Consider the following 15,863-nt stretch of genomic DNA (forward strand, 5'->3'; position numbering starts at 1 on the left):
TCTGAGGCTCGTCGAAGGCGCTATTGCACTTGGCGCAGGTCACGCCAGCGCCAGGGTGCGTCGGGCGCGAGCAGTTCAGGATCGCCCGTCCATAACTCGGCGTCGTACGCAATTGCTGTGGCAGCGGCAAAGGCGTCGGCGTACGACATCCGGTACTCCGACTTGAGCTTCGCCGCTTCGACGACCCGCAGGGAGGTCGGCATCTCGGCGGCAACGTTCGCCAAGAGCCGGGGCAACAGTTCGTCAGCGAGCGATGGACCCCAGCGGCGACGAATCGAGTAGTACACCTCGCCGACGTTGATCCAGGACATGACGGCCTCGCCGTCCTCGAGCAACTCGGACATCTGACGCCCAAGCGATTCCCGGCCCTGCATGAACTGCATGACCGGCCAGGCGTCCAGCACCACCGCCATCAGCCGGGCCGCCCGGACGTCTCGTCGTCGGACAGCGATGCCTCGTACCGCGCATATCGGGTTTCCTCAAGCTCACGATCGAATCGCCGTTCGGCCATCAGGTCATCGATCAGGCTGGGCTCGCCAGGCAAGCAGCCGAACAAGGAGCGGACATCATCGCTGCGCCGGACGCTCACCGAATCGCCGTCGCACCAGAAGCTCACACGGTCGCCGGGCCGGATGCCCAGTTGATCGCGCATCTCCTTCGGGATCACCACCTGACCCTTCGGCCCCACCTTGTGAGTCATACCGAGAAGTATAACTACGGGCGGCGGACCGTCTCTCAGGCAGTTACCAGCGGTGGCCGGGGGGGACGCCGGTCATCCATTCGGAGATGCGGCGTGACGTGCCCGGCGTGGTGCCGGGGGGCAGCTCGCCAGGCGGAAAGAACGCCACTTCGGCGATCTCGGGGGAGACCGATTCCTCGACGCGCCAGTCGGTGACCACGAACACCACGACGTGATCGCTGCGGTTGCCGTGACGTGAGGAGTACACGCCGAGCACGTTCTGGGGCGTCTCGGCGACGACGACACCGGTTTCCTCGCGCAGCTCCCTGGCCACCGCATCCACCAGCGCCTCGCGGGTCTTGACTCCGCCGCCGGGCAGGAACCACCCGTCCCGGTACGTGTGGCGCACGAGACAGACGCGGCCCTTGTGGTCGACCACCAGCCCGCGCACGCCGAGCGTGACCCGCGCGGGCCGCAAGCGCACCCAGAACTCGAAGAGCTGGTGCAGCAGCCGGCGCAGTCCCGGCTTCGACTCGACCGTTCCCTCGACAACGGGCGCTGGCGCGGGACGCTCAGCTTGGTCGGGCTTTGCGCGCCGTCGCAGGCGTGGCAGTCGCATCGAGCGGCAGTCAGCCCGAGGCGCCCGCTAGGCCGTCCATGGCACGAGCCAGCGCCGCGTCCAGCTCAGTCACACCGCCACGGTCATGCGTGTTCAGCGCGACCTCGACGGTGCTGTACACGTTCGACCAGTTGGGATGGTGGTCCATCTTCTCGGCCACCAGGGCGGCGGCGGCCATGAATCCGAACGCCTCCACGAAGTTCCCGAAGCGGAACGTGCGGCGCAATTCGCTGCCCGACACCTCCCAGGCCCCGAGCTCGGCGGCGAGTTCGGCCAATTCGTCCTGCGACAACAGCTCTCGTGCCATCCGGTCACCCTCCCCAGATTTCCTCTCGCCCAGTCAACACCAACCGGCACACACATCGAAAGATCAATATGCCGCGCGCGTCAGGGCAGGCGTGAAGCGAGTTTCAGCGCCGCTCAGCCCAGTTCGTCGAGCGGGTCTGCCCAGGGATCGGCGAACGGATCGTCGGCGGGGGTCGACCCAGCCCCACCGGCGAGGGCGCCGCCGAGTCCGCCGATCGACACCGACACGCCGGCATCGGGTTCGTCGGGCAGGTATGGCGCGTAACCGTCTGCCTCGAGTGCGTCCGCCAGTTCAGGACCGCCGGAGTCCACGATGCGGCCGTCCACGATGACGTGCACCTCATCGGGCCGGAGGTACTCCAGCACGCGGGTGAAATGGGTGATGGTGAGCACTCCCAAGCCGGCCTCGGTCAATGCCTCAATGCGATTGGCGCAGGCCCGCAACGCGTCGATGTCCAGGCCGCTGTCGATCTCGTCGAGAATGGCGATGCGGGGCTGCAGCACTGCCAGCTGGACCGTCTCGTTCCGCTTCTTCTCGCCGCCCGACATATCGACGTTCAACGGCCGCTCCACCAGCTCGGCCTTCAAGCCGACCGCTGCTGCCTCGGATTCGAGCAGCCCGCGAGTGCGTTCGAGTTGCTCGGCGCTCGGGCTGTCATCGCCGGCCCGCAACGCCAGCGCCTCGGCCAGCGCCTGGGCGGCCGACACCCCCGGCACTTCCGTCGGGTGCTGCATGGCCAGGAACAGACCGGCTTGCGCCCGCTCCCACGGAGCCAGGCCCAGTACGTCAATGCCGTCGAAGGTCACGGAGCCGGCAGTGACCTCGTAGCCGGGCCTGCCCATCACGACGTGGGCCAGCGTGCTCTTGCCCGAGCCATTCGGCCCCATGACCGCATGCACACGGCCCGAGGAGACCTCCAGATCGACGCCACGCAGGATTTCGGTGCCGCCCGCCGATGCGTGCAGGCCGTCGATGCGCAGCGTGTGCGCGGCGTTGTCGCTCATGGCAGCGCCACCGCGATGTCATCGCCGCTGACGCGGATCTCATAGACGGGCACCGGCTGGGTGGCGGGGAAGCAATTCGGCCTGCCGGTGCGCAGATCGAAGCTCGACGAGTGCTGGGGGCATTCGAGAGCGCATTCGTCGGGCCAGACCCATCCGTCGGCCAGCGAGTAGTTCTGGTGGCTGCACCGATCGCCGATGGCATAGAAGTCCTCGCCGATGCGTGCGAGCGCGATGCGGTGCCCTTCGACGTCGAAGCGGCGGGCTTCGCCGTCAGGCACCTCGTCACGCTGGCAGAGCACGACGGTCCGTGTCTCGTCTGGGGTACTCATTGCGCGACCGCGAAGTCAGCATCGGCCACCAGCTCGTCGATGCGCTGGCGCACCGATGCCGAGATCTCCTCAGACGGCAGCGCATCGAGCACTTCGTCGAAGAAACCACGCACGACCAGCGCCTCGGCCACGTCGGTGGGCACGCCCCGGCTCTCGAGGTAGAAGCGCTGATCGGAGTCGACCGGGCCGATCGAGGACGCGTGGCTGCACTGCACGTCGCTGTTCTCGATCTCGAGGTTCGGCACCGACTCGGCCCACGCATTCGGGGACAGCTTCAGATTCCGGTTGGTCTGGTTGGCCACGACGTGGGGAGCGTCTGCCTCGATGCGGATCAGCCCGGTGTAGACGGCTCGGGCGTGATCGTCGACCGCGCCCTTGAACAGCAGGTCGGAGGTGGTGTGGGGTGCCACGTGGGTCTGGAAGGTGCGGAAGTCGAGCGTGGAGGCGCCCCGGCCGAAATACACGGCGTCGATCTCGCTGTGGCCGCCGCGCCCGGTCATGTCGATGCCGATGCGGGCCCGGGCGTATGCGCCGCCCATCGCCACGTGGCCGGTCCGCAGGTTGGCGTCTCGACCCACGTCCGAGCAGAGGTTGGCAATCTGCCATGCGCCCGTGCCCAGTTCCTGCACGGTGAGGTGACCGAGGTGTGCACCGTCGCCGACGCTCAGCTCGGTGAGGGGGCAGACGAGTGCGGGCGTGTCACCGCCGGTGTGATGCTCGATCACGGTGGCCTGGCTCGTGCGGCCGGCCACCACGACGAGCCGGGGAAACCATGCCAGCCCCTCGACATCGGTGTGGACGTGCACAACGATCGGCGCGGTGAGCACGGCCTTCGGATCGATGCTGACCGCCACCGGCGCTGTGGCCAGAGCCAGATTCCAGTCGCCGAAGACGTCCGGGCCCTCGGGGGCAACCGTGCCGACCAGATCGTCCGCGCCGTCGCCGAGCGTGCCCATGCGGATGCCCTCGGCCCGCACCGAGATGTCGACGACAGCACCGTTGGTGATGCGAACCACTGCCGCAGCACCGTCGTCGACGCCGTCCATCAGGCCCGCCGGCCCCGCAGCGCCGCCAGGCGCCGCGAAGGCATACAGCGCAGGGTCGAGATCGTCGATGGGGGTGTAGCGCCACACCTCTTCGGTGAACGACGGCATGCCGGTCGCGACCGCTCGTTCCGCTGCGGCGCGACGCCGTTTGGTCAACGCGTCGGAGCCGTCGAGCGCGTCGACGAGTTCGGGGGAGAACACGCTGCGGAGGCTACCGGCGCGCCCGTGAGGGCCTAGTGGGCCGTGACGGCCCGCATCGAGCCGTGATCAGACCTCGCCGTCTTTGCGGTCGTCCCGGTCACGACGGCGCTGGGCGCGCCTGGCCTTCTTGGAGGCCTTGCGCTTGCGTGCTTTCGCCCGGATGCCCTTTGGCCGCGACCGCTCGGCCGCGACCTCTTCGAGGATGCGCGGCCCCGCCTCGTTGACGATGTCTTCTGCCGCGTCCAGCAGAGCCGCTATGGAATCGTCCTCGCCGATGCTGGCGGGTTCCTTGGCGAAGTTCTGCACGCCCAGCGATCCGTGCTGCCAGCCCGCATCGAGGCGCCGGGGCGAATAGGAGGGGCAGTCCTCCGGGCAGCGCCACGGGGCCTCGGGTGCGAGATCGAGGTTGCACTTGCGCACCGTGTCGCCGTTCGGATACGTCCGGCTCTCGTAGTGGCGGCAGTTCGTTCGCATCGGCATGGCAGCCGCCTCCCTCAGCGCTGCGCAATCGCGTCGGCGAGCGCTATCGCCCGCCGGGCTTCGTCCACATGAAGATTCTCGACCATCTTGCCGTCTACGGTCACCACCCCACGGCCATCTGCAACTGCTGCCTCGAACGCCTCGATGACCTGGCGGTGGAAATCGAGTTCGTCCAGGCTGGGCGAGAAGGCGTCGTTGCACGGGGCCACTTGGCTGGGGTGGATGAGCGTCTTGCCGTCGAAACCCAGAGTCGCACCCTGCTCGCACACCACAGCAAAGCCGTCGGCGTCGCCGATGTCGTTGTAGACGCCGTCGAGTGCGTTCACGCCCGCCTCACGGGCAGCCACCAGGCAGGTCGCCAAGTGCGGCACCAGCGCGGCCCGGTCAGGAGTGATCTTCGCCCGCAGCTCGGAGGCCATGTCGTTCGTGCCCATCACCAGGGCATCGAGTCGCTCGAAATCGGCGATGGCACGGGCATTGGCGATGCCTCCCGGGGTCTCGATCATCGCCCAGATGCGCGTCGCGTCGGGCGCGCCGGCGGCCTCCAGCAGCGCTGACACCGTGGCCAGTTCCGCTGCGTTGTCCACCTTGGGAATGACGACCGCGGACGGCCCAGCAGCGCCGGCGGCCGCAATGTCGTCGCGGCCCCATGGCGTGTCGAGCCCGTTGCAGCGGATCGTCAGCTCGCGGTGCCCGTACTCCCCCGAGGCCACCGCAGCGCACGCGCCGTCGCGGGCAGCTTCCTTGGCGTCGGGCGCCACGGCATCTTCGAGGTCGAAGATCAGCGCGTCCGCGTCGATGGTCTTGGCCTTCTCCAGCGCCCGCGCATTCGCCGCCGGCATGTACAGCACCGACCGGCGCGGGCGTAGGAGGGCGGCAGCGCTCATGGGGCGTCCCAGCGATCTCAGGCGGTGTCGAGCCCGTAGGCGGCGGCCAGCTCAGGGTCGGCCGCGGACAGGTCACGGGCGAGCTGCAGCACCACCCGGCACTGCTTCACCGTGGCGTCGTCCTGCATCTTGCCGTCGATCATGACGGCGCCGGTGCCGTCGCCCATCTCGGTCACCACACGCTGCGCCCACGTCACCTCGTCGGGCTCGGGGCTGAACACCCGCTTGGCGATGGCGATCTGGCTGGGGTGCAGGCTCCATGCGCCCACGCAGCCCAGCAGGTAGGCGTTGCGGAACTGGTCCTCGCAGCCTACGGGGTCGGCGATGTCGCCGAAGGGCCCGTAGTAGGGCAGGATCCCGGCGGTGCCGCAGGCATCCACCATGCGAGCCAGCGTGTAGTGCCACAGATCCTGCTGGAACGACGTCCGTGAGGCGTCGTCGCTGTCGGGCACGGGGTCGGTGCGCACGAGGTAGCCGGGATGCCCGCCGCCCACACGGGTGGTCTTCATGCGGCGATCAGCGGCCAAGTCGGCAGGCCCCAGCGACAGCCCCTGCATGCGGGGGCTGGCCAGGCAGATCGACTCCACGTTGGCCACGCCGCGGGCGGTCTCAAGGATCGCATGCACCAGCAGCGGTCGCTCCAGCCCCACGCGGGCCTCGAGCTGGGCCAGCAGCCGGTCCACGTAGTGGATGTCCTCGGGGCCCTCCACCTTGGGCACCATGATCACGTCGAGCTTGTCGCCGATCTCGTGGCACAGCGCCCACACGTCGTCGAGGAACCACGGCGAGTCCAGGCTGTTCACCCGGGTCCACAGCTGGGTGTGCCCCGTCTCCCACGCCTTGCCCACCTCGATCAGCCCTGCCCGGGCGGCGTCCTTGCTGTCCGCCGACACAGCGTCTTCCAGGTTGCCGAGCAGCACGTCGACCGTGGGGGCGATGTCGGGCACCTTGGCGCGCATCCGCTCGTTCGACGGGTCGAAAAAGTGGATCATGCGTGAGGGCCGGAAGGGCACCTCGCGCAGGGGTTCAGGCGCCCCGAGCGCCAGCGGGGCGAAGAAGTCTTTTGGACTGCGCATCAGCCGATCGATCCCTCCATCTGAAGCTCGATCAGCCGGCTCCATTCGACGGCGTACTCCATCGGCAGCGTGCGAGTCACGGGCTCGATGAAGCCGTTCACCACCATGCCCATGGCCTGCTCGGCCGACAGCCCGCGGCTCATCAGGTAGAAGAGCTGCTCGTCGGCCACCTTCGACACCGTGGCCTCGTGGCCGATCTCGGCGTCACGTGAGCCGATCTCCTGGTACGGGTAGGTGTCCGAGCGGCTGTCCTGGTCGAGCAGCAGCGCATCGCACTGGACGTGGCTGCGGCAGCCGCTCATGCCCTCTTCCACCCGCACGAGGCCGCGGTAGGTAGTGCGGCCTCCGTCCTTGGAGATCGACTTCGACACGATCTTGGAGGTGGTCTCGGGGGCGGCGTGGACCATCTTGGCGCCGGCGTCCTGATGCTGGCCCTCCCCGGCATAGGCCACCGACAGCACCTCGCCCGAGGCCTTGGGCCCCATCAGGTACACCGCCGGGTACTTCATGGTGAGGCGGCTGCCGATGTTGCCGTCGATCCATTCCACGTGGGCCTCGTCGTAGGCGGCGGCCCGCTTGGTGACCAGGTTGAACACGTTGTTCGACCAGTTCTGGATGGTGGTGTAGGTGATGCGCCCGCCCGGCAGCGCCACCAGCTCCACCACGGCCGAGTGCAGCGAATCGGTGGTGTACACCGGCGCCGAGCAGCCCTCGATGTAGTGCACCGTGGCGCCCTCGTCGGCGATGATCAGCGTCCGCTCGAACTGGCCCATGTTCTCGGCATTGATGCGGAAGTACGCCTGCAGCGGCATCTCCACCTCGACGCCGGGCGGCACGTAGATGAACGACCCGCCCGACCACACCGCCGAGTTCAGTGCCGAGAACTTGTTGTCACCCGGCGGGATGATGGTGCCGAAGTAGCGCTGGACGATGTCGGGGTACTCCTTGACGGCGGAGTCCATGTCGCTGAACAGCACGCCCTGGGCTTCGAGGTCTTCGCGGTTGCGGTGGTACACCACCTCGGACTCGTACTGGGCGGTGACGCCGGCGAGGTACTTGCGCTCGGCCTCGGGGATGCCCAGCTTCTCGTAGGTGTCCTTGACCGAGTCGGGCAGCTCTTCCCAGGCGTCGACCTGGCCCTCGGTGGGCTTGATGTAGTAGTAGATGTCGTCGAAGTAGATCTCCGACATGTCGCCGCCCCAGTTGGGCATGGGCTTGCGCTGGAAGATCTTGTAGGACCGCAGGCGGAAGTCGAGCATCCACTGCGGCTCGTTCTTGAGCGCCGACATCTCGCGGATGATCTCTTCGTCCAAGCCCTTGCGCGGCTTGAAGACGTAGTCTTCCTCGTCGCTCCACCCCAGCTTGTACTTGCCGAGGTCGATGCCAACGGCGGCTTCAGCGGTGTCGGTCACAACCTCAGCCTAACGCCGCCCCCGCCCGGGTCATAGTGCAGTGCGCGGCGCCGACCAATGAACCCCGAGACGGAATGATTCAGCTTCCTCACGAGCCCACCGTCCATCCGCTTGGGCTCGTGCCCTCGCCCTACGTCGTCGAACTTGAGGTCCGCGACCCGTGCCCCATCTGGGTGCGTTTCGATGAAGGAGTCGCCGGCGAGAGTGACAGTCGGACAGCGCCGAGATAGGCGGCATTTGCTCTGCATGGTCCGACTCGAGCTCCTGGCGCAGCGCCCACATCGTTCCTGACACTGGCGCAACGACCGAGCCCCCGGCAGGTATCGCACCTTTGGATTAGCGGAACATCTGCGGCACGCGGTACTGGGGCCTCAGTGGGGTTGTAGCTTCAGCCACGGGGTCCGGTTCATTGCGACAATCAAGCGCGCAGATACCTCTGCGGTCTGACAGTCCCGGACCCGCGCCGTCGCGGTGGTGGCTTGCTGCGTTGATCGGTTTGTCCGCTTCTGTTCTGCCGGTCTCGTGGGTGGGTGCGCTGGAACAGCGGGCTGATGCCAGCGATTCGGCTTCGGAAGCCGAGGCGCAGCGTGAAGCTGTACCTGACGACTCAATGCCCAGTGACCTAGCGGGTGGTGCGGAGGTAGTGCGCTACACAGGCTCGGATCCGTACGAGCTGTCGTTGGCGGTGGCGCAGGCGCTGGTGGACGCCGAGGGTGGCACTTCGGAATGGGTGGTGCTGGCCTCCGGTGAGTCGTGGGCTGATGCCGCGACTGCCGGCCCGTTGGCAGCGTCGCTGGGCGCGCCAGTGGTCTTGGTGCCTCCGGGCGACCTACAAGCCGCCGGGGCGCGGCTCGAACTAGTGAAGTTCTTGAGATCGTCGAGTGTCCGTCGAGTCGTGATCGTCGGCAGCTCCGACGTGCTGCCCAATCATGAGTCGTCGGTGCTGTTCGGGCTGGGGATGCTGCCTCGCAACATCGAAAGCATCTACGGCGATGACCTGGTCGGATCCGCGATCGCGGTTGCAGAGCGGATCGGCACTCCTCCTGAACTCGGGGAACTGGGCCGCACAGCGATCATCGCCAGCAACCAGAGCATCGCCGATGCGGTGGCGGTGGGACCCCTCGCGGCTGCGGGTCCGTTCCCGCTGTTGCTCACCGCACCCGATGAACTCGACCCGCGCATCACCGCTTACCTCGAAGAGCGCGAGATCGAGCACGTGGTGCTGGTTGGTGGCACCAACGCAATCGCGCCAGCCATACGAAAGGCAATTGATATCGCTGGCGCAACGGCGACCCGCTTGGCAGGCGAAGATCGATACCACACCGCCGCATTGGCGATGGATTTGCTCGCCGAGGTTCCCCGCTGCACCGAGGACGCAATCGACAACATCGGCCTCGCGCCAGCAGGCGAGCCGCTCCTCGCCCTGACCGCAGGCCGCCTGCTGGGACCGCAGTGCATCCCGCTGCTGTTCACCGATGCCGATCGGCTCGCACTGGTTACCCAGAACCATCTCTACCTGTATCGGAGCCGAACCGGCATAAAGCCGGGCTGGCATCTCGTCGGCAATAGCGTCAGCGTCGATTCCTCAGCAATCGAGCGCCCACCGGTGCGCATGGCGACCGTCGCAGACAACCCCGACGGCGACGGCCAGCACATCGTGGTCCTCGACGAGCACCACAATCCCACTCGCTATCTGCTCGACGCAGGCTTCGACGGAATCACGGGCGTGGAGTGGACAACCAACCGCTCGGCTCTTGCATTCACCGGCGTCCGGGAGGGCACCCGGATTCCCTACGCCCATTGGGTGGACAGGGGTAGGTACGTCACTCGTGAGGGCGTCGGGGACGGTGCCCGGGGCATGTACGAACTCGACCTTCGCAGCGGCATAGCGCGGCCCCGGCCACGCTTCCCGACATGGTACGAACACTTGGTCCAAGACCACTGGGTCGACCCCATGCCCTCTGTAGACCGCGCGTACATCGTGTTCCGCGCCCCCACCGAGGACTTTGCGGGACACTCGCTGTTCGCACTCGACGTGGAATCCGGTGAGGTGCGCCAGCTCACGCACAACAACACGAATGACACCCATCATGTTGTGAGTTCGGACTGGTTGTCTGGTGGACAGCGGTTGATCTATGCGCACCTCGATATCTCGCAGATCGAAGAACCGAGCCCAAAGGACGGCCCTTCGAACGCTCACGCATATGCAAGACCTGACACCAGGCAATTCGGCAGCAAGTGCGGCAATGTTCCGCTGCGCCGAGCTCACATCGTCAATGTCGAAGATGGCCTAGTGCGGCCGCTGCCTCACGGAAACCACCTCATCGACGAACCGATCGTGCCCTCACCCGACGGCCGGTTCGTGGCCATCAAGAGCTACGAAGACTACGAGCTCACGCCCGAGCGAGACCTTTACGGGTACTTCCGTTGGCGCTGCACCCATGACGGCATCGGAATACCGTCAATCTCGGTGCTCGACCTGAGAGGTTCCGAACCCCAGACGGTCAACGAGAACACCACGAGCGGCTTCACCCCGACGTGGTCGCCTGACAGCAAGTACCTCATGTTCCGAGCACCGACGGAGGGGCATGAGGGTCACTCGTTGTTTGCCGTGGACGTATCGACGGGAGAGGCGACCCGCTTCACTCACAACCAGTCGAACGAGCATCATCACGTCGCGCAAGAGTGGCTGCTGAACGGAAGCAAGCTGCTCTATACCGTGCAGAGCATCGAGGAACTAGAGGGGCCGTGCCATCACGTCTCGCCGGCGCAGGGGCGTCGACGAGGCGTGCCACACGTCGAAGCCCATGTGCTTGACGTCTCGAATCGTCACTCAGCGCAGCTCGCGTACGAGGGACTCATCATCAATCGCTACTACGACGCCGCGTTCAGCCTCTCTCCCAACGAGACACACGTCGCCTTGGTGAGTTCGCCTTCCTACGAGTACTACACCGCCCAAGGCGGATGCTCATACCTCTCGAGGGGCGCCTACCAAATGTACGTATTCGACATCAGCACTGCGCAGCCTCGACAAGTCGTGATCGATGGGGACTCGGCGGCCGGCACACTGTGGTCGCCTGATGGCCGGTACCTCGCGTTCTGGCAACGCAAGAACAGTGGCTCATCCGTGTCGCATTTCGTCCTGGACACCCAAGACGGCTCAGTCCGCTCGATTCACTTCCCAGATACGTACCAGACTCAAGCACGGCTGCACCGCGTGGCGTGGGCTCCCGATAGCTCCCGAGTCCTCTACGAACTCGAACGTGGCTCGTATGGAAACCGGACATATCTGTCGGTGGTTGCAGAGGTCGAGACGCCATTGATCGTCAAGCTTCAGATGACCGCTGACTCCCCGCACCGCCTGCCCTTCCATGGCTTCTCGACCGATGGTCGAGCGGTCATCCAGGGAACCGGCTACGGAGGCACCGCCGCTGCACGAGGGCTGTTGGTCCATGACATCGTCACCGGCACCTTTCTCGGCACATACCACATCTACGCGGCAACTGAGCCAGGAAAACCTGTGTTGGACAATCCCGGTGATATCGGCGACGTCAACAACTACTTTCGCTTCTCAGCGCAGTGGACGACGACTGGCATCCACGCAACCGGTGAGTACTATCTCGCGCACTCCTACGACTACTAGGCAAGAAGGGCGGGGGCGAGGCGGCGCCAGCCGTCGAATGCTGCTGCGGGGTCGTCTGCCAGGACCTGCACGCAGACGTGGTCGGCGCCGGCGTCGAAGTGGGCGTCGACACGGGCTCTGACGTCATCCTCGGTGCCCCAGACGACGATGGCGTCGACCAGCTTGTCGGACGGGCCACCGTCGGGGCCGCCGTCGATGTCAGCCTGGGCGAAGCCCAGCCGCAGCAGGTTGTTGGCGTAGTTCGGCAGGCCCAGGTAGATCGCCATGTTCTTGCGAGCCAGTGCCCGGGCTGAATCGGCCTTCGTGTCCAGGATGGCCATCTGCTCGGGGTACAGCGCCGCGTCGGGGCCCATGGTCTCGCGGGCCACCGCCGTGTGCTCGGGCGGCACGAAGTACGGGTGGGCGCCGGCGGTCGCTGTCGCCGACAGCTCCAGCATCTTCGGGCCCAGTGCTGCCAGCACGATCTCGGGCAGCTCCTGGGGGCCGTGGGCCATGAAGCGGGACTTGCCCATGCGCTCGAGGTACTCGCGCATGTAGCTGAGCGGCTTGGAGTAGTCGTGCTTGCGGATGTACTCCACGAGGTGGTGGTGGCTGACGCCGAGACCCAGCAGGAACCGGCCACCGAACGCCTCGTCGATGGTGCGCAGCGTGTTGGCCATCGTCATGGGGTCGCGGGCGTAGATGTTGGCGATGCCGGTGGCGATCTTGATGCTGCTGGTGCCCTCCAGCAGCCGGGCGGCTGCCACAAACGGGTCACGCCCGACAGCCTCGGGGATCCAGAACGCCCCGTAGCCCAGCTCTTCGGCTTCGGCCACGAACTCCACGCCCTGCGCAGACGGCAGCGCGTCGAGCACCCCCGTCCAGATGCCGATGCGTCCCAGGTCGATGCTTCCCATGCTCATGGGCCGTGACGCTACCGCCGCTGCTTCGGCGCGTCAGGTTGACGACCGGGGCGAAACGACGCGCGCGATCAGTCGATGCGGCGGAGTTCGCCCATGTAGCGGACGCGGCGGTCCAGGTAGTTCTGAACGCCGGGCATGATCAGCGGGGTCGTGTCGACGCCCTCGCGGATCTTGGCCGGGGTGCCCACCGCGATCGTGCCCGGTGGCACCTTCATGCCGCCTGGCACCACGGCGCCTGCGCCCACCAGCGCCCGTTCGCCGACCTCGGCGTCGTGCAGCACGATGGCCCCCGTGCCGATGAGCGCCTCGTCGTGCACCACACCGCCCTCGATGTGCGCAAGGTGGCCGATGGTGCAGCGCTCCCCCACGGTCGTCGGCCATTCCTCAGTCACATGCAGCACGGCGTTGTCCTGCACCGATGTACCGGCCCCGATGACGATGTCGTTGTCGTCGCCGCGCAGCACCGCACCCGACCAGATTGACGCCTCCGCGCCGATGGTCACCCTCCCGATGATGATCGCTTCGGGCATCACGAAGGCGTCGGGGTGGATGTCGGGCTCGTAGTCGCCAAGCGCATAGATGGGCACGTCGCCACGCTACGCGGTTGTCGCCAGCCGCCACACATGGCCCGACGCAGGCCGGGCGGTACGGTGCGCATTCCATGACGCAGCCTCCGGTGGCACCGCAGCGGGCCCATGTCCGGCGCATTCACGGCACCGAGACCGACGACCCGTGGCGCTGGCTGCGCGACCGCGACGACCCGGCGGTGCGGGAGTACCTCGAAGCCGAGAATGCCTACACCGAAGCTGCCACTGCCCACCTGGCCGAGTTGCGCGAGGCGATCTTCGGTGAGATCAAGGGACGCACCAAAGAGACCCACCAGTCGCTCCCGACGCCCAAGGACGACTGGGAATACCGGGCTCGCACGGTGGAGGGCCTGCAGTACGTCATCCATGTGCGGCGCCCCCGCGGCGGCACCGACGATGACGAGGTGGTGCTGCTCGACGAGAACGAGCTGGCCGAGGGTCACGAGTACTTCGCCGTCGGCGACCTGGCGGTCAGCAGGGACCATCGCCTGCTCGCTTACACCGTCGACACCGACGGCGACGAGCAGTACGCGCTGACCGTTTTCGACATCGCCAGCGGCGAGGTGCTCGACGGCCCGGACATCCCAGCCCCAGGGTGCGGACTCAGCGAGCTCAGCTACGGGCTGGTGTGGGCGAACGACAGCTCGACGCTGTTCGCCGTTCGCACCGACGAGGCCCAGCGCCCCAACCGGGTCATCCGCCACATCGTGGGCACCGACCCCTTAGACGACGCAGAGGTGTACTGCGAGGTCGACGAACGGTTCTGGGTGGGCGTTGGCGCTACCAGCAGCGAACGCTTCGTGGTGATCGGCTCGCAGTCGAAGACCACGTCCGAGCACCGGCTGGTGGACGCCGATCGGCCTGACTCAGAACCATTGCTCGTGCGCGAGCGGCGAGCGAATATCGAGTACGGCATCGATCACCAAGGCGAGCGACTGCTCATCGCGACGAACGATGGCGCGCTGGATTTCCGGCTAGTGGAGGCACCCGTGCCGAGTGCAGGCGACGCACCGGCCACGGGCGAATCACCTGGCGCGGGCGACGCACCGCCAGAGGACGCTCCTCCCCGGCACGGCAGCACGTGGCGCGAGCTGATCGGCGCCCGCGACGGCATCCGCATCGACGGCATCGACTGCTTTCAGGACTTCGTGGTGGTTCACGAGCGCCAGGACGGTCTGGTCCGGCTGCGGGTTCATGACACTCGCAGCGCCCAGCCGAGCGGGCTGGATTCGAATGGTGCAGATTCGAGCAAGCTCGGCCCTTCGTTCGAGATCGAGATGCCCGAGTCCGTCTACGAGGCCGGCGGCGGGGCAAATGCCGAATTCGACACCCGCCGCTACCGCTTCGGCTATACGTCGATGGTGACGCCGCCGTCGATCTTCGAGCTGGATCTCGACAGCGGCCAACGGGAACTGCTCGATCAGTTGCCGGTGCTGGGCGATGTCGACCTGAGCGCCTACCGGACCGAGCGCATCAGCACCACAGCGCAGGACGGCACAGCAGTGCCGATCAGCCTGGTGTGGAAGCCGAGCGCAGTGAACTGGCCCGCACCGTGCCTGCTGTACGGCTACGGCGCCTACGAGATCCCGATGCCGGCATCGTTCTCGACGGCCCGGCTGTCGCTGCTGGATCGGGGCGTGCTGTTCGCCATCGCGCACGTCCGCGGCGGCGGCGAGCTGGGACGGGCCTGGTACGAGGAGGGCAAGCTCGCCAACAAGCGCAACACGTTCGACGACTTCGCTGCCTGTGCCGGCCACCTTGGCTCAGCAGGCTGGGCAGATGCGGCCCGGATCTGCGCCCGTGGCGGCAGTGCCGGCGGCCTGCTGATGGGCGCGATGGTGAACCGCCACCCGGAGCTGTTCTGCGGCGTCGTGGCCGAGGTCCCTTTCGTGGACGTGCTGAACACGATGCTCGACCCGGCCATCCCGCTCACGGTCACCGAGTACGACGAGTGGGGCGACCCCGCTGATCCGGCGGTGTTCGAGACGATCCGGTCGTACGCGCCCTACGAGAACGTCGAGCAAGCCGACCACCCGGCACTGCTGGTGACCGCCGGGCTGACTGATCCGCGGGTGCAGTACTGGGAACCCGCCAAGTGGGTGGCGAAGCTGCGGGCGACGACCACGTCGAGCAAGCCGATCCTGCTGCGCACCGAGATGGATGCCGGCCACGGCGGGCCCTCAGGCCGCTACGACGCCTGGCGCGACGAGGCGTTCATCCTGGCGTTCATCTGCGACGTGCTCGCCGTGGCGTAGCCACGCGAGGAAGACACGGGTGGGGTGAGCCATGCGCAGCGGGCACGAGTGGACTAGAGCAGCGCGACCACCGCGATCCCAGCCAGCGCAGCGTTGCGCAGGAGCGAACCGGCACCCACCGGCTTCGCGGACCAGCGGCCGAAGCAAGCGCAGGCGGGACGCTCAGCGATCGGCCGGCGCAGCACGCGCAGCAGGGCAATGCTGAATACCGCCAGCAGCACCAGCGCCAGCCACGCCGGCCATGGCCGGACCGCACCGGCCGCAAGCGCCGCGCCGAGCACGATCTCGACCGGAGCGATCAACGGCACCGACCAGGCTGGCGCGCCCATCCCATTTGCAGCGTCCGGCCAGGACGGGTCGCGCAGCTTCAGTGCCCCTGACGCCAGGAACAGCACACCCAGCACGATGCTGGCGATGGTGCCGGTCACCTGATCAC

At 67.0% G+C, this 15,863-nt stretch carries 16 protein-coding genes; 2 read left to right on the plus strand and 14 right to left on the minus strand.

The window, feature by feature from the left end; all coding sequences use genetic code 11:
• Nucleotides 1-20: 20 nt before the first annotated feature.
• The 11 genes from ACOGI5_RS00680 to sufB all read right to left on the minus strand — a co-directional run bounded on the left by ACOGI5_RS00680 (nt 21) and on the right by sufB (nt 8,040).
• Nucleotides 21-413 (minus strand): PIN domain-containing protein, encoded by a 393-nt coding sequence (locus ACOGI5_RS00680; RefSeq protein ID WP_419862549.1) that lies wholly within the window; start codon nt 411-413, stop codon nt 21-23.
• On the minus strand, nt 413-700 hold the full coding sequence (locus ACOGI5_RS00685) for an AbrB/MazE/SpoVT family DNA-binding domain-containing protein (RefSeq protein WP_419862550.1): 288 nt from the start codon (nt 698-700) through the stop codon (nt 413-415). Before ACOGI5_RS00685 ends, ACOGI5_RS00680 begins: the two co-directional genes overlap by 1 nt.
• Nucleotides 701-743: 43 nt before the next feature.
• Nucleotides 744-1,298 (minus strand): NUDIX domain-containing protein, encoded by a 555-nt coding sequence (locus tag ACOGI5_RS00690; RefSeq protein WP_419862551.1) that lies wholly within the window; start codon nt 1,296-1,298, stop codon nt 744-746.
• A 10-nt stretch (nt 1,299-1,308) separates the two neighbouring features.
• Nucleotides 1,309-1,605 carry a 4a-hydroxytetrahydrobiopterin dehydratase gene (locus ACOGI5_RS00695; protein WP_419862552.1) on the minus strand — a complete coding sequence of 99 codons (297 nt, stop codon included), beginning with the start codon at nt 1,603-1,605 and terminating at the stop codon, nt 1,309-1,311.
• Between the two features lie 113 nt (nt 1,606-1,718).
• Nucleotides 1,719-2,609 (minus strand): Fe-S cluster assembly ATPase SufC, encoded by an 891-nt coding sequence (gene sufC / locus ACOGI5_RS00700; protein ID WP_419862553.1) that lies wholly within the window; start codon nt 2,607-2,609, stop codon nt 1,719-1,721.
• Nucleotides 2,606-2,938 carry a non-heme iron oxygenase ferredoxin subunit gene (locus tag ACOGI5_RS00705; RefSeq protein WP_419862554.1) on the minus strand — a complete coding sequence of 111 codons (333 nt, stop codon included), beginning with the start codon at nt 2,936-2,938 and terminating at the stop codon, nt 2,606-2,608. The genes sufC and ACOGI5_RS00705 overlap by 4 nt, the downstream gene beginning before the upstream one ends.
• A complete protein-coding gene (sufD, locus tag ACOGI5_RS00710; protein WP_419862555.1) occupies nt 2,935-4,185 on the minus strand; it encodes a Fe-S cluster assembly protein SufD in 1,251 nt (416 codons plus the stop codon). The genes ACOGI5_RS00705 and sufD overlap by 4 nt, the downstream gene beginning before the upstream one ends.
• Nucleotides 4,186-4,251: 66 nt before the next feature.
• On the minus strand, nt 4,252-4,665 hold the full coding sequence (locus tag ACOGI5_RS00715) for a hypothetical protein (protein ID WP_419862556.1): 414 nt from the start codon (nt 4,663-4,665) through the stop codon (nt 4,252-4,254).
• A 14-nt stretch (nt 4,666-4,679) separates the two neighbouring features.
• Complete coding sequence (locus ACOGI5_RS00720; RefSeq protein WP_419862557.1) at nt 4,680-5,552, minus strand: HpcH/HpaI aldolase/citrate lyase family protein; 873 nt, start codon at nt 5,550-5,552, stop codon at nt 4,680-4,682.
• A 17-nt stretch (nt 5,553-5,569) separates the two neighbouring features.
• Nucleotides 5,570-6,628 carry an HpcH/HpaI aldolase/citrate lyase family protein gene (locus ACOGI5_RS00725; protein ID WP_419862558.1) on the minus strand — a complete coding sequence of 353 codons (1,059 nt, stop codon included), beginning with the start codon at nt 6,626-6,628 and terminating at the stop codon, nt 5,570-5,572.
• Nucleotides 6,628-8,040, minus strand: coding sequence for a Fe-S cluster assembly protein SufB (gene sufB, locus ACOGI5_RS00730; RefSeq protein WP_419862559.1), 1,413 nt, complete (start codon nt 8,038-8,040; stop codon nt 6,628-6,630). Before sufB ends, ACOGI5_RS00725 begins: the two co-directional genes overlap by 1 nt.
• 610 nt (nt 8,041-8,650) lie before the next feature.
• Between sufB and ACOGI5_RS00735 the strand changes: the two genes are divergently transcribed.
• Nucleotides 8,651-11,683: a cell wall-binding repeat-containing protein gene (locus ACOGI5_RS00735; RefSeq protein WP_419862560.1), complete on the plus strand. Its 3,033-nt coding sequence runs from the start codon at nt 8,651-8,653 to the stop codon at nt 11,681-11,683.
• On the opposite strand, the gene ACOGI5_RS00740 is transcribed toward ACOGI5_RS00735, so the two are convergent.
• Together ACOGI5_RS00740 and ACOGI5_RS00745 are read right to left on the minus strand one after the other, a co-directional pair.
• Entirely contained in the window at nt 11,680-12,585 is a 906-nt protein-coding gene (locus ACOGI5_RS00740) for an LLM class F420-dependent oxidoreductase (protein ID WP_419862561.1), read from the minus strand. The two genes, ACOGI5_RS00735 and ACOGI5_RS00740, sit on opposite strands and share 4 nt — an antisense overlap.
• A gap of 68 nt (nt 12,586-12,653) precedes the next feature.
• Nucleotides 12,654-13,172: a gamma carbonic anhydrase family protein gene (locus ACOGI5_RS00745; protein ID WP_419862562.1), complete on the minus strand. Its 519-nt coding sequence runs from the start codon at nt 13,170-13,172 to the stop codon at nt 12,654-12,656.
• 74 nt (nt 13,173-13,246) lie between these two features.
• Between ACOGI5_RS00745 and ACOGI5_RS00750 the strand changes: the two genes are divergently transcribed.
• Nucleotides 13,247-15,427, plus strand: a complete 2,181-nt coding sequence (locus ACOGI5_RS00750; protein ID WP_419862563.1) for a S9 family peptidase — start codon at nt 13,247-13,249, stop codon at nt 15,425-15,427.
• A gap of 53 nt (nt 15,428-15,480) precedes the next feature.
• Here ACOGI5_RS00750 and ACOGI5_RS00755 read toward each other — a convergent pair whose 3' ends face one another.
• A complete protein-coding gene (locus ACOGI5_RS00755) occupies nt 15,481-15,855 on the minus strand; it encodes a MauE/DoxX family redox-associated membrane protein (RefSeq protein ID WP_419862564.1) in 375 nt (124 codons plus the stop codon).
• Nucleotides 15,856-15,863 lie beyond the last annotated feature (8 nt).

This window comes from Candidatus Poriferisodalis sp., assembly GCF_965208925.1.
Classification (GTDB): Bacteria; Actinomycetota; Acidimicrobiia; order Acidimicrobiales; family Poriferisodalaceae; genus Poriferisodalis.